The organism is Marinomonas colpomeniae, from assembly GCF_014803385.1.
In the GTDB taxonomy this organism is placed as follows: Bacteria; Pseudomonadota; Gammaproteobacteria; order Pseudomonadales; family Marinomonadaceae; genus Marinomonas; species Marinomonas colpomeniae.
In genome coordinates this window covers 305,692-319,487 of the sequence record NZ_JACYFC010000004.1, presented here as the reverse complement: position 1 = coordinate 319,487, position 13,796 = coordinate 305,692, and the positions used below count along the sequence as shown (strand labels likewise).

Annotated in this window: 13 protein-coding genes; 10 read left to right on the top strand and 3 right to left on the bottom strand. The window is 38.5% G+C overall.

Annotated features, from left to right (window positions below):
* Positions 1-18 precede the first annotated feature (18 nt).
* The 3 genes from IF202_RS13525 to IF202_RS13515 are packed head-to-tail and all read left to right on the top strand — an operon-like array spanning position 19 to position 5,544.
* Positions 19-702, top strand: a complete 684-nt coding sequence (locus IF202_RS13525; protein WP_191595440.1) for an ABC transporter ATP-binding protein — start codon at positions 19-21, stop codon at positions 700-702.
* The gene (locus IF202_RS13520) at positions 699-3,158 is read left to right on the top strand and encodes an ABC transporter permease (protein WP_191595439.1); all 2,460 of its coding nucleotides are present in this window, start codon (positions 699-701) and stop codon (positions 3,156-3,158) included. The genes IF202_RS13525 and IF202_RS13520 overlap by 4 nt, the downstream gene beginning before the upstream one ends.
* 43 nt (positions 3,159-3,201) lie before the next feature.
* Positions 3,202-5,544, top strand: a complete 2,343-nt coding sequence (locus IF202_RS13515; RefSeq protein WP_191595438.1) for a DNA polymerase II — start codon at positions 3,202-3,204, stop codon at positions 5,542-5,544.
* A 42-nt stretch (positions 5,545-5,586) separates the two neighbouring features.
* Here the strand turns inward: IF202_RS13515 and IF202_RS13510 are convergent, their stop codons facing one another.
* A complete protein-coding gene (locus tag IF202_RS13510; RefSeq protein WP_191595437.1) occupies positions 5,587-6,369 on the bottom strand; it encodes a TatD family hydrolase in 783 nt (260 codons plus the stop codon).
* Positions 6,366-7,553 (bottom strand): EAL and HDOD domain-containing protein, encoded by a 1,188-nt coding sequence (locus tag IF202_RS13505; protein WP_191595436.1) that lies wholly within the window; start codon positions 7,551-7,553, stop codon positions 6,366-6,368. Before IF202_RS13505 ends, IF202_RS13510 begins: the two co-directional genes overlap by 4 nt.
* A gap of 114 nt (positions 7,554-7,667) precedes the next feature.
* Here IF202_RS13505 and IF202_RS13500 point away from each other — a divergent pair, with 114 nt between their 5' ends.
* The 6 genes from IF202_RS13500 (at position 7,668) to IF202_RS13475 (ending at position 12,320) form a co-directional block, all read left to right on the top strand.
* A complete protein-coding gene (locus tag IF202_RS13500; protein ID WP_191595435.1) occupies positions 7,668-8,603 on the top strand; it encodes a chemotaxis protein CheV in 936 nt (311 codons plus the stop codon).
* Positions 8,604-8,714: 111 nt separating this feature from the next.
* The gene (locus IF202_RS13495) at positions 8,715-9,530 is read left to right on the top strand and encodes a sulfite exporter TauE/SafE family protein (protein WP_191595434.1); all 816 of its coding nucleotides are present in this window, start codon (positions 8,715-8,717) and stop codon (positions 9,528-9,530) included.
* A 131-nt stretch (positions 9,531-9,661) separates the two neighbouring features.
* Positions 9,662-10,654 carry a ferrochelatase gene (gene hemH / locus IF202_RS13490; RefSeq protein ID WP_191595433.1) on the top strand — a complete coding sequence of 331 codons (993 nt, stop codon included), beginning with the start codon at positions 9,662-9,664 and terminating at the stop codon, positions 10,652-10,654.
* A 1-nt stretch (position 10,655) separates the two neighbouring features.
* The gene (locus IF202_RS13485; protein WP_191595432.1) at positions 10,656-11,396 is read left to right on the top strand and encodes an HAD family hydrolase; all 741 of its coding nucleotides are present in this window, start codon (positions 10,656-10,658) and stop codon (positions 11,394-11,396) included.
* Positions 11,393-11,728 (top strand): hypothetical protein, encoded by a 336-nt coding sequence (locus IF202_RS13480; RefSeq protein ID WP_206705488.1) that lies wholly within the window; start codon positions 11,393-11,395, stop codon positions 11,726-11,728. Before IF202_RS13485 ends, IF202_RS13480 begins: the two co-directional genes overlap by 4 nt.
* A gap of 79 nt (positions 11,729-11,807) precedes the next feature.
* Entirely contained in the window at positions 11,808-12,320 is a 513-nt protein-coding gene (locus IF202_RS13475; protein WP_328797230.1) for a topoisomerase DNA-binding C4 zinc finger domain-containing protein, read from the top strand.
* Here the strand turns inward: IF202_RS13475 and IF202_RS13470 are convergent.
* The gene (locus tag IF202_RS13470) at positions 12,317-13,204 is read right to left on the bottom strand and encodes a TIGR01777 family oxidoreductase (protein ID WP_191595431.1); all 888 of its coding nucleotides are present in this window, start codon (positions 13,202-13,204) and stop codon (positions 12,317-12,319) included. The genes IF202_RS13475 and IF202_RS13470 overlap by 4 nt on opposite strands.
* Positions 13,205-13,370: 166 nt before the next feature.
* Between IF202_RS13470 and IF202_RS13465 the strand changes: the two genes are divergently transcribed.
* Positions 13,371-13,778: a sirohydrochlorin chelatase gene (locus IF202_RS13465; RefSeq protein WP_235963522.1), complete on the top strand. Its 408-nt coding sequence runs from the start codon at positions 13,371-13,373 to the stop codon at positions 13,776-13,778.
* Positions 13,779-13,796: the final 18 nt, after the last annotated feature.

Genomic DNA, 13,796 nt, shown 5'->3' with positions numbered 1-13,796 from the left:
CTTTTAGAGTAAATCACTATGGCGAACAGTACTGCGATTAAAGTAACTAATTTAACCCACACAGTGACTTCAAATACAGGGAATTTAACCATATTGAAAGGAATAAATATGGAAATTCAGGAGAGTGAGTCAGTGGCCATTGTTGGTTCGTCGGGCTCAGGCAAGTCAACACTGTTAGGTTTGCTCGCTGGATTAGATGTTAATACATCGGGTGATATTTTTTTATATGATCAACCATTTTCCAGTCAGAATGAAGAAACAAGAGCGTTGATGCGTGGTCAATATGTCGGTTTTGTTTTCCAATCGTTTCATTTGTTACCGAGTCTTCAGGCTATCGAAAATGTCATGCTGCCAGCAGAATTAAAAGGCGATAAAGATGCACGTAAGAAAGCAAAAGAACTCTTAGATAAAGTTGGTTTATCTCATCGCTTGACCCATTACCCAAATCAATTGTCTGGTGGTGAGCAACAACGCGTTGCGATTGCTCGCGCCTTTGCTTCGCAACCTAAAATTTTATTTGCTGACGAGCCTACAGGGAATCTTGATGAAGAGAACGGTAACCTTATTATTAAGTTGTTGTTTGATCTTAACCGATCTCAAGGCACGACATTAGTAATGGTGACGCATGATAATGACCTTGCCAAAATGTGTGATCGTCAATTGATTATGTCGGCAGGACACTTAACGGAAAACAAACTATGAGCTTTACATTTCGTTTAATGCTTAGGGACATCCGAAGTGGGGATCTTGTAACCCTGTTAATGGCGCTTATTATTTCGGTCAGCACAGTCACCTCTATTGGTTTGTTTATTGACCGGTTACAACTGTCTTTTGAACAAGAGTCTGCGAACCTCTTAGCTGCAGACAGGTTGATTCGTTCAGATGAAGGTATTTCCAATGATTGGAGGGTGAAGGCACAAGATCTAGGTCTACAACTAGCAGAACGAACTTCTTTCTCTACTATGATGTTTGCTAATGACGCGCTTCAGTTATCTCAGGTGAGCGCAGTCACTGATAACTATCCTTTGAAAGGCAATTTCCTAGTTGACGATACATTATTTGGTACAGGTTTTGCTTTTAATGAGTCACCTAAAACGGGTGAAGTCTGGGTGTCTTCACGTCTTGCTAGTCTGTTGAATATAAAAATTGGTGATATTGTTGAAGTCGGTGATGCCGAGTTTAGCGTTGCTAAATATTTAGTTAGGGATCCTGGTTCGAGCACTTCTGCTTTTGCTATTTCACCCCGTGCTGTTATTAATTTAGCCGACCTTGCATCCACCAATGTGATCATTCCTGGTAGTCGTGTTCGCTATTCTTTATTGTTAGCAGGTGCACGAGATGAGCTTGCTCAGTATGAAGAGTGGGTTACGCCACAATTAAAAGAAGGCCAGCGCTGGCGAACACCGACTCAACAAGGTGAAAGAATAGGAGATACTATTGGCCGAGCTGAGTCCTTTTTATTACTGGCTGGTACACTTGCTGTAGTAATGTCTGGTGTTGCTATGGCGCTTGCTTCTGCGAGATTTGTGAAACGACACTTAATGCAAGTCGCTATTCTGAAAACGCTTGGAGCCACACCGAAATTACTAACCAAAGTATTTGTTCAGCAACTTTCTGTACTTTTTGTTGCTGGTGCATTAATTGGTTTAGCTATTGGTTGGGGGATGCAGGAAATTATTGCCTCTTTGCTAGCTGGACTTATGTCGACCGAGCTGCCAGAGCCATCTATTAGTCGTTTATGGTTAGGTGCCTCGACTGGGTTAGTTTCTATGTTGGTATTTTGTATTCCTCTTATGTTACGCCTCATTAAGATTTCGCCATTATCTGTTTTGCAACCAAATGCTAGAATTGAACAAAATACCTTATTCGTTTATTTGATAGGTTTTGTTGGTATGTACGGATTAATGTGCCTTTACACCAATGGCTTCTTACTACCTAGCATTATGACAGTTGCTATTCTAGGAATTAGTCTACTGGTGGCTGTGATTGGTTGGTCTATTTTTAAATTGGGACGATCTCTAACATCAGGTGCAACTAGTGGTTGGCAAATTGGCCTTGCGTCTTTATACCGAAGACTGGTTCCGAATTTGTTTCAACTTTTAGTGTTCACATTAATTATCATGCTAGGTCTTATTTTGGTTGGGGTTAAATCCAGCTTAATTGCTGACTGGCAACAGCAGCTTCCAGAAAACGCCCCAAACCACTATTTATTTAACGTTCAATCCACTCAAATTGATCAAATAAATAACGAAACAGATAATTTAAATATTGAACGTTCTGATTGGTATCCAATGGTTAGAGGTCGGGTGACGGCAGTCAATGAAACATCTGTTCAAGAGCTTTACCCAGAAGAAAGGGGTGAACCTGAATTGTATGAGCGTGAGCTCAACCTCACATGGTCCGATACATTAGGTCAGGGCAATGAGCTTGTATCAGGAGATTTCAATGCAGAAGGTCTTTCTGTAGAACAAGATGTTGCAAAGGAAGCGAACCTTTCTCTTGGTGATGAATTAACCATTAACATAGGTGGCAATATTGTGACCTTGCCAATAACGTCTATTCGGACGGTTGATTGGGGGACTATGCAGCCTAATTTTTATCTGATATTGCCAAAAAGTGCTCTGCAAAATTACCCTGCCAATTTTGTTAGTAGTTTATTTATTAGCGAAGCAGATGCACAGCCTTTCTACAAAACCATGTCACAGTTTCCAACAGTATCCATTTTGAATGTTGGCGACGTTTTAAAACAAATACAAACTATCATAGGCCAGCTTTCTCAAGCTATTCAATTGGTTTTGTTTTGTATATTAAGTGCTGGGGCTTTAGTTTTGTTAGCGAGCGTACGATCAACATTAGAGGAGCGTTTAGAAGAAGGGGCATTGTTACGAGTACTGGGGGCGAGAAGTGCTTTGGTTAGACAGGCTCTATTAATTGAGTTTGGGGCACTAGGTCTGTTCTCAGGGTTGATCGCTGCCATTGGCGCAGAAACCTGCCTGTATGGATTACAGGTGTTTGTTTTCAACTCTGAAGCGAGTTTTCATCCATTACTTTGGTTATTAGGGCCTCTTATAGGTGTTTGTGTTATATCCGCTATCGGTATATTTGCCAGCAGGACTGTGTTAAAAGTGCCTCCTATGCTTTTATTGCGTGGACTTTAATCACTATTACCTTATATAAGGTAATGTACGCTAGGCTGTTTAAATGTTTGTAGAAAAACAAGGTTATCTTTTGACCCGTCATACTCGTGAAATGGCCGGACATATAGAAATGAGCCTTTTCATTAAAACAAAGGAAGGTACCGTTAAGGTTCTTCCTGATAAGCAGCTTAGTGTTTTTTTTACTGATGCACCGATTAGCGAACTTCCTAATGAAATGGTTGGCGTTGAATGCTCAGTATCTCAGTTTTGTTCTTTTGATAATAACCCCGTTACCTTAATACAAAGCCAAAGCCTTACTCTTCATAAGCAAATGATCAGTTTTGTTAAAAAAAATGGATTCTCTGTTTTTGAAGAAGATATTAAACCCCACAACCGTTATTTAATGGAAAGAAATATTAGGGGCGCAGTAAGGTTTATAGGTATTCCTGATTCGTCAAACCAAACTTACAGTCAAGCTCGAATCATTGCAGGGGACTATCAACCAGACTGGAATGTTTGGTCGCTTGATATAGAAACGTCTGTAACACACAACACTTTATTGTCTATTGGGATTATGGCTAAAGATCAACGTGTGGCTTTTGTAGTTACTGATTCTCCGGTTGAAGCGGATATTATTCAGTGTTTTTCAGATGAGAAGAGCCTTCTTTTAGCTTTCATACGTTATGTAAAAATGCATTCACCCGATATATTTATAGGCTGGAATCTTATTGGCTTTGATTTACAGTTTATTGATCAACGTTGTCATGCATTGGGAGTTCGCCCTGCTTTTGGTATCAATGGAGAGAGCTGGAATATCCGCTCATCAGACAATCAAGGTCGATACTTTGCGAGTATTCCGGGGCGAGTTGCTCTGGATGGAATAACCTTGCTTAGAGTGGGTGGCTATCACTTTGAATCTTTCAGTTTAAACAATGTCAGTAAAGAAATTCTAGATGACGGAAAGTTATTACACGGCGTAGAGCGTTGGCAAGAAATTGAAAGGCTACACAGAGAAGATTTGAATGCGTTTGTAGCCTATAACTTACAAGACTGTGATTTAGTTTTACGTATTTTCGAGAAACTCAAACTTATTGAACTTCAACAAACACGAGTTGACTTAACGGGTATTCCTTTTGAGCAGCCTGGTGGCTCTGTTGCATCTTTTGAGAATCTTTATTTACCACGATTACATAAAGCAGGGTGGGTTGCTCCTGCGTGGAGCGAGGACGATTTTGTTGCAAGCCCAGGTGGCTTTGTAATGTCATCGATTCCAGGTTTATATCAAAACGTATTGGTGTTTGATTTTAAAAGCCTATACCCAAGTATTATTCGAACTTTTTTCATTGATCCTTTAGCACGCGTCACAGCGGCACATAAACCATCAGGTGAAGGCGCTCAAACAAGCTCAATAGTACCTGGTTTTCTTGGGGCACACTTCGATAGACAGAATGCTATATTACCTGAGCTTATCGCTGAGCTTGCTCATGCTAGAGAAAAAGCAAAAAAAGAAAACAATGATATTTTGAGTTATGCGATTAAAATTATTATGAATTCTTTTTATGGTGTATTGGGCTCTAATGTATGTCGTTTCTATCACGCAGAGCTTGCTAGTTCTATCACGATGCGAGGCCATGAGCTATTAGCAAGAGCAAAAGGTTGGATTGAAGAACGAGGAGGGAGAGTGATTTATGGTGATACAGATTCTTTATTTGTGACCATGAATGACCCATTAGCAGACCCTCAAGTATTGGGTGAAAAATTGTGCTGTGAAATAAATCAATGCTTACAAGAGTGGTGTAGTGACTACGCTCAGTTAGAGTCTCATTTAGAATTAGAGTTTGAGCGAGTGTACGATCGTTTCTTCATGCCGACCATTCGTGGACAAGAAGAAGGCAGTAAAAAGCGTTATGCTGGGCGATCCAAAGGTGAGCTGATTTTTAAAGGGTTAGAAGCGGCTAGAAGCGACTGGACACCGCTCGCTAGACAATTCCAACGAACATTGTTCGAAAAAATATTCAACGATGAGAACCCAGTTACTTATATACAAGAAACAATTTTAAAGCTTAGGTCTGGAGATTATGATGAACTCTTAGTCTACAGTAAGCAACTTAGCCGTCCTTTAGCGTCTTATACTAAGAATAAGCCACCTCATGTAAGAGCGGCTGCATTAGTGGATCAGAAACGAGCAGAGCTTGGTCAGCCTCCTGAATTTGATAAAGGTCGAAAGCGTGTCTATTACCTTTATCAAATATCAGGTGTGATTCCCTATGAAAATAATTCAGATCTTATTAACCTTGATTATGAGCATTATATCGAGAAGCAAATCGAACCGATTGCTGAGAGTATTCTCCCGCTCTTTCATACCGATATGGACAGTCTTCTGTCTCAACAGATTTCTCTGCTTTGAAGCGAATTAAAATCATGCTTGGGCTTTAGCCCGAAAAACCTCTCAATCTGTTACTTTAATACCAAATAAGGACTCAATGTTTTTATTAGTTTGTTGGTTTAATGTTTCAGAGGCTATGCCTTTCAGTCGAGCGACTTCCAACGCTACCCAAGGTAAATACTTAGGGTGATTTTTTTTAGGACGAGGGCGAATGTTTCTAGGTAGTAAATAGGGTGCATCAGTTTCCAACAAAAGCCTATTTAATGGAATGTAAGGAACGGATGCTTGCAAGTCTGCACCACGACGTTCATCACATACCCAGCCAGTAATACCAATATAGAGGCCTAGTTCTAGGTAGTTTTCCAATTCTTTTTGATTTCCTGTAAAGCAATGGATTACAGATCTTTTAGCTAATTCTGGATGAACCTTTAATCTTTCAAGCATTTCATCATGAGCGTCTCTTTCATGTAAGTACAAAGGGAGTTCGTACTCTAACGCCAATTCTATTTGCTCATTAAAAGCGTAATACTGTTCATCTGGCGTGGAATAGTTTCGATTGAAGTCTAATCCAGTTTCTCCAATAGCGATTGGTCTTGATGCTTGGATAAGCAAAGAACATAAACGCTTACTCTCTGTGCTCCATGTTTTTGCTTGATGAGGGTGACAGCCTAGAGTATTCCATATATTCGGGTATTTTTGGCTTAACGGCAAAATAAGCTTACTTTCTTCTAGATCCGAAGCAATGCAAATCATCCCGTTAACACCAGCGCCTCGCATATCTAATAAGGTTGTATCAAGATCATCAAGAAGAAAAGGGTGATTTATATTTACACCTATGTCTATCATAAAGAACTCACTTCACGAGCATGTCTAAAACTTTCCACATATAGCCCTTTAAGTGTTTGCTTGGATATGCCTTTGTATTCTAGTTGTTTGAAGGGGATTTTCTCCCACCTTCCAGCTTCATACGCTTCAACTATTTTTAAAACACCTCCTAGATTACCACTGTATTCTAGCAGTGCTGCTTTGATATTTTCATCAAGAGGGAGTTCTTTCAATAAAGTAGGTAAGTCTTCATCAAAAAAGCTCGGTAAGAAAGAGAAAAGGCCTACTAAAAAAGCTCCATTCGATTTTGGAAATAAAACCTCAGAAATATTTTGACAGAAAAAAGCTCGAGAAATTGCCATTGAAACCAAGCTGGCAGGTTTGCCTGAAATGCTCGCTAGCATTACTAGGCTAGCCCATTTTATTAAATCTCTTATACCTATTATTTCGACCGCTCTCTGAGCGGTCGAAACGTTGAATTGGCTATGATAAATGCTCGTATGCGTTAATTTTATAATACGATAAGTAAGTGCAGGGTCCCGTTCTATACAGGCAGCTAATACTTGAATGGATGTGTCGCTGTTATTAAGTTCTGTGAGTAAGTCAAAAAGAATTGTTTTATAATTTAAGACTTTTTTTCCTTTTATTAGTGTTGTTTTCTTTATGAAATCGCCACTAAAATAAGCATTGGGTATGCCGTCTTTCATTAAAGTAAATTGGTCTGATGTTTCTATTTTATTGATCCACAAGTTCTTATGTACTAATAATGAATCGGAGCAGTGCTCAATAATAGTATTAATAGGCAGGCTATCTAAACTAAAAAGAACATAAGAAAATATGCTTAAAAAATCATCTGAGAGCACTTTAGGGTCTGGATTTATTATACCTAACTGAAAACCTTGAAGACGTAAGTCATTTAACATATCAAGGTGATTTTGCTCAGATAATGCTTGAGTATTTAAAAAAATGATCATGCAAGCATTTTGGTGAAGGGGCAAATTGCTTAGTTCTTCTATACTCATTTCAATGAAAAAAGTTTTTTGATGTGTTATCTCATTAATGTCCACATCAAAAAAAATAGAACTTAAAAAAGAATTTTCAATATCTATTACTGCATTTTTTGAGTGCAGTATATGATAAGCCATTGTTTGAGAGAGGCTATTTACAACTGTTTCACGGCAAAACAGTATGTCATTGTTCTTCATTCAACATCCTTAGAAGAAGACTGGTCACAAAAAAATACTGTAACACTTAGCTGAATGCAATATCATGGTTATAATAGATTAATACATTAATTAGAAAATGTTTGGAGTAGCTATATGGCAAGCATGTTAGAAGCCGTAGACCAAAGAACTAAATTGGTAGGTGAGAATCGTTTAGAGCTTCTTATGTTCCGCCTTGGTGGGATGCAAATGTTTGCAATCAACGTTTTTAAAGTTCAAGAGGTAGTGCAACTTCCAAGATTGAATTTAATGCCTCATAGACACCCATCAGTTGCTGGTGTTACACACTTTAGAGGTCGAACGATTCCTGTTATTGATTTGTCTGAATCTGTCGGAATGAAGCCGATAGACAGAACTAAACCTTCTAACTTGATCGTTACTGAATATAACAATACCGTTCAAGGTTTTATGGTTGCTGATGTCGATCGTATTATTAATATGAACTGGAATGAAATTTTACCACCGCCAAATGGCGCAGGCCGTCAGCACTATTTAACGGCAATTACTAGAGTGAATGATCGTATTGTTGAAATTATTGATGTGGAAAAAGTGTTGGCTGAAATTTCACCTTATGATGGCAACATTAGTGATGATGTAATAGATAAAGATCTATTATCTCTTGCTAAGGGTTTAGAAGTATTGATTATCGATGACTCTTCGGTTGCCCGTGCTCAGTGTCGTTCCACATTAGACTTTCTGGGCATAGAGGTTCATGAAGAAACTAACGGTAAAAAAGGTCTAGAAAGACTCAAGAAGTGGGCTGCTGAAGGTGAAAACGTTCCTGAAAAGCTTCTTATGGTGATTACAGATGCTGAAATGCCGGAAATGGATGGTTATCGTCTTACAAAAGAAATTCGAGAAGATTCCAGACTTAAAGACTTGCACATTGTTCTGCATACCTCTCTAAGTGGCAGCTTTAACAAGGCCATGGTTCAGAAAGTTGGTTGTGATGATTTTCTATCCAAGTTCCAACCAGACAAACTTGCTACACTAATTCAAGATAGAATGCGTAGTGTTGTCTATCGCGAATAAGCAGCTCAATAATCTATAAGAGAAGCAGGCGTCAGTCTGCTTTTTTGTTTTTAACCTTATGCTGATATAAACATACATTAGCGACCTCTAGATAGTATTGATGTTTTTCTTATGCCGAGCGAATTGATTTTTTTGTTAATACTTGTTGGGGCAGGTACTGGAACCATTAGTACTCTTATAAAAATTTCGCCTGCGCTTATTGCCATTCCTGCATTCTTTTTTTTCCTCCCATTTTTTAACTTGCCTCTTAATGATGTGGTGCTCCCAGTCGTGTCTACTTGTTTAATTGCTTTCATCCCTGCTCATCTATATTTGTGGATTCAATCGATGAAAAGAGGTGAGGTAGACTTTCAACGTCTTGTTAATTTTGCTCCTGGTGTCGTAATGGGAGGGATTATTGGTGCTCAATTACTTTCTTTGATTAGTTTTTCACTTTTTAAAGTGACATTTTCTTTGATCGCGCTTGTTTCGATACTTAATATTGTGATGACATTGAAGTTTATAAGCGTACCTGTAATTAGCATCAAAAAATGGATGTGTTTACCTATTGGTTTACTGGTTGGCACTATTTCACTTCTATCTGGCAGTGGTGGACGAACATTAAGCGAAAGCCTTCTTATTACCTGCAATACTGAATTGAAGAAAAAAGAGGGTACTGTTAATGGATTGATTGTCTTTGCCTCCATTGCCGCTATGGTTGGTTTTATCTATCCAGCTCAAGCTTTTGATTATTCTATTCTTTCTAAACTAAATAGTTTGACGTTTGCGGGTTCAATGCACCTACCTTCGTTAATGATTTTAGCCCTAAGTCATGGTTTATTTTGCTGGTTGTGCCGTAACAGAGCAAATAACACACTAGACAATACAGTTTTGTCTGTCAGTTATGTCACCTTCATTTTCTGCACTTTGATTAGATTATGGGTTTGATATTTGTACTTGTTTTTTAAACATTTAACCCCAATTAGATAGCCTATAATGAACATATATTTAAAAAGTGACTCAGGCATTATTTCATTACTTAGAAAGTTGCCTAAACACAAGATTTTAAAAGGTATTGCATGAAAAGCATGAGTAATTACGGTGTATTAATGATTAACTTAGGTACACCTGATGCCCCTAATACACCAGATGTACGCCGTTTCCTTAAAGAGTTTCTTTCGGATCGTCGGGTTGTTGATCTTAATCCTTTGATTTGGAAGCCAATTCTAAACTTAGTTATATTGACATTGCGACCACCTAAAGTAGCTAAGGTATATCAACAAGTATGGATGGATGAGGGATCTCCTCTACTTGTTCTCAGTGAACGATTAAAAGACAGTTTAAAGATTGCTTTACATAAGAAAACAGGAACGGCGATACCTGTTGAATTAGCAATGACTTATGGCAATCCAAGCGTGGAAGTTGCAGCAAATAAACTGCGAGAGCAAGGTGTTGAAAATATATTAGTTATACCGATGTACCCTCAGTTTTCTGCAACAACAACAGCTGCTGCGTATGATCGTTTTATGCAATCACTTAAGAACTGCCCGCACTGGCCTTCGCTCCAGTTATTACACGATTATGCTGATCACCCTCTGTATATCAAAGCACTTGCCAACTCCGTAAAAGTACAGTGGGCTAAACAAGGCGAACGACGACACTTAGTGCTGTCTTATCATGGAATTCCAAAGCGATATGTAACGAATGGCGACCCATATGCTCGCCGTTGTGAAGCGACAAGTAGACTAGTAGCGGATGAGTTAGCATTAGAAGACAGTGAATGGACCCATGTATATCAATCTCGCTTTGGTCGAGAAGAGTGGCTAAAACCATATGCAGATGCGACTTTAAAAGCACTGCCATCTATGGGGATTGATAAAATTAATGTTATTAGTCCAGCATTTTCAATTGATTGCATAGAAACGCTTGAAGAAGTTACATTAGAATTAGGTGATGAGTTTAAAAATAATGGCGGTAAATCCTTTGATTATATTCCAGCTCTAAATGATTCTTCTGATCAAATTGAGCTCTATATTAGCCTGATCGAACAAAACACCAAGCAATGGACGTAAAATGACATACAACAATACACATATTAAAACCATCGCTTTTGACGCTGACGATACTCTGTGGCGCAACGAAGAAATTTTCATTCATGCTCAAGATCAGTTTATTAATTTACTTCTTCCATATCATGATGAAGCCTACATACGCGCCCATCTAAACGATGTTCAAGTCGGAAATTTAGAAAACTTTGGTTATGGTATCAAAGGTTTTACGCTTTCAATGATAGAAACGGCCATCACACTAACAGAAGGCAGGGTAACTGGAAGTGAAATACATGAAATAATACAGCTTTCTAAATGCATGCTGTCATCACCAGTTGAGTTATTACCAAATGTTGAAAAAGTCTTATCTGGTTTAAAAGGGCAGTTTCAACTTTTTGTCATAACGAAAGGTGATTTGTTAGATCAGGAAAGTAAATTGGCACGCTCTGGTATAGCCGATTATTTTGACGCGATTGAAATCGTCAGTGATAAAAACGCCAATACATATGAACAAATTATTCAAAGACATAAATTATCAGCAAAGAATTTCCTTATGGTTGGGAATTCTATGAAATCAGACATATTGCCTGTTTTAGATGTTGGTGCTCATGCGCTTCATGTGCCGTATCACAGTACTTGGGCTCATGAAGAGGTTGCTGATGATGTGTTACTTAACTACCCGCAACTAGAATCTTTAGCTGACATATCTGAAGTGATAGCTTGGTTAGAAAAAAGCCCTACAAATGAAGTTAAGGCAGTATCATGAAACACCTACAAACTATGGTAATGGTAGGTTTGCTTATTTTTATATCTACTTTTGCTCAAGCTGATGAAAGCTCACTTGATAAGGCCAAAAATGGCGCAGTTGAGCTCTGGGAAAAAACCAAAACAACAACCTCTGAAATAGTGTCTAGCGCATCAGATAAAGCAGCAGAAATTGGTGAAAATAGTTCTGAGATAGGCGGTAAGATATCTCAAGGAGCAAAAGAAACTGGGCAGACTATTTGGGATAATATGAAAGAACTCGGCGCAGCCACTTCTGATGGCGCTAAAAAGGGCGTTTCGAAAATCCGCGATTTTGTTGGAGATGAAAGCTAGCATTAAAAGAGAGTGGTATGTTTTACTAAAAACCAGAACATTTTAAATGCCTACTTAATGATATTAAAGAGTAAGACTCGTGACAGAGAAAGACATTAAAACACACACTCACTCTGTCTCTAACTGGGAACAAGAGTTCCTAGATCAAGGTGATGCTCACATTACATCCGCTAAAGTTCGTTACCGGTGCCCGAAATGTGAAAGTTTATTGGTTTTGAAGAAAGGTGCTAATGGCTCATTTTGGGGTTGTGAGTCCTATCCCAGTTGCGATTACACCGCAAATAATGAAGAAGGGAAGCCTGTGAGGGCAAAGCGCTATCTCTGTCCTGCTTGTCAATCACCACTCAGGAAGAAAACATTCAAGGATAACGTATTTTGGGGGTGTTCGAATTATCCAGATTGCAAAGTGACCGTTCAAGATGATAGTGGCATCCCATCTGAAACAAAAAAATACCCATGTAGGTCTTGCGGGCACTATTTAGTCAGAAAGAAGAGTAAAAATGGATATTTCTGGGGATGCATTACCTATCCCAAATGTACCAACACATTAAATGATGAAAAGGGTTTGCCTGTATTGAGAAAGAAACGTTAACGAAGCTGATGCTTCTCTTCAATATCAAATAATGCCGCCTTTAAGTCTTTATACTCAAACTCAAAGTTCTTTTCTTGTAGTCGTGAAGGTGTGATTTTTGGACCTTCAGTTAATAAAGTAGCCATTTCACCAAAGATCAAATTAAGAACCCATCTAGGTGTCGGCAATATTGCTGAGCGGTTTAGTGATTTAGCATAATACTTTGCAAAGGTTTTCTGATCAATAAACTCTGGAGCAACAAGGTTGTAAACTCCCTCATAAGATTTGTCAGCCATTGCAGATACAATAGCATTTATCACGTCATTAATATGAATCCAAGAAAACCATTGTTTCCCATCTGTAAGAGGTCCACCTAAGCCGAGTTTAAATGGCAGTCGCATTTTATCTAGGGCTCCACCAACACCAAGTACAACACCTAAACGAAATATAACTACCGCCTGAGGGTCAGGAAACAACATCGCTGTTTTTTCCCATGCGTCGCATAATTCATGCGCAAAGCCTGCTTTATGTAAGGTATTTTCATTAAAAACACCTTCTCTTGCTACTCCGTAATAACCCACAGCTGACATTGAAATAACTCGTTTCGGCGGGTTCATTAGATTACGCCTAATTTGATCAGTTAAACCAATACGGCTTTCATATAAAGCTGTTTTGCGTTTTTCACTCCAGGGTTTGCTTGCTATATTTTCACCCGCTAAATTGATAAACACATCGAAGGTTTCATCAAGGGTGTTTAAAGAGGAAAGGTTAATTTGTTCTACACGCGAGTCCAGTGATAAATTGAATTTTCTTACTATTGCATAAATCTTATGATCGTTTTTCAACAGCTCATCAAGTAAATAACGACCAATGAACCCTGTTGCACCAGATAGTAAGACTTTCATTTGTTAGTACTCCATTTATTGCAATCATTTATTTATACGCATAAAAAACGAAATAAGATCAATAAGTTCTTATATTTAAGATATTAGTTAATTTTTTACCTATAAGATTAGAAGTTTTGCAGGTTTTTCAATCTGCACCTTCTTTTTCTCAAATAGGATGGCTAAAATGGGGGATCAAGAAACATTAGGTATCAAAATGCTACGCAAAGAATACGATCACATCATACTTCTTGCACATGGAAGTCCAGATCCTCTTTGGAAACAGCCGTTCGAATCATTGTATTCAGAAGTCAGCCAAACTTATGGTGTGGCAAATTCGAGCTTGGCTTATATGGAATTAACATCACCAACCTTAGAAGATGCTATTGCATCACTTAACAGTGATGTGAAAAAAGTCGCTGTGCTGCCACTTTTTTTAGCGGTTGGTCGCCATTTGAGGCATGATGTACCTGAGCAAATAAAAGCCCTACAAAGAAGTGATTTAAAAATTGAACTATTGCCTCCCATTGGAGAAGACGCATTAGTAAAAAACGCCATGCAAGTAGCAATCGCTCATCATTTAGGTAAAGCTTAGTATGACGTTATTTTTAGC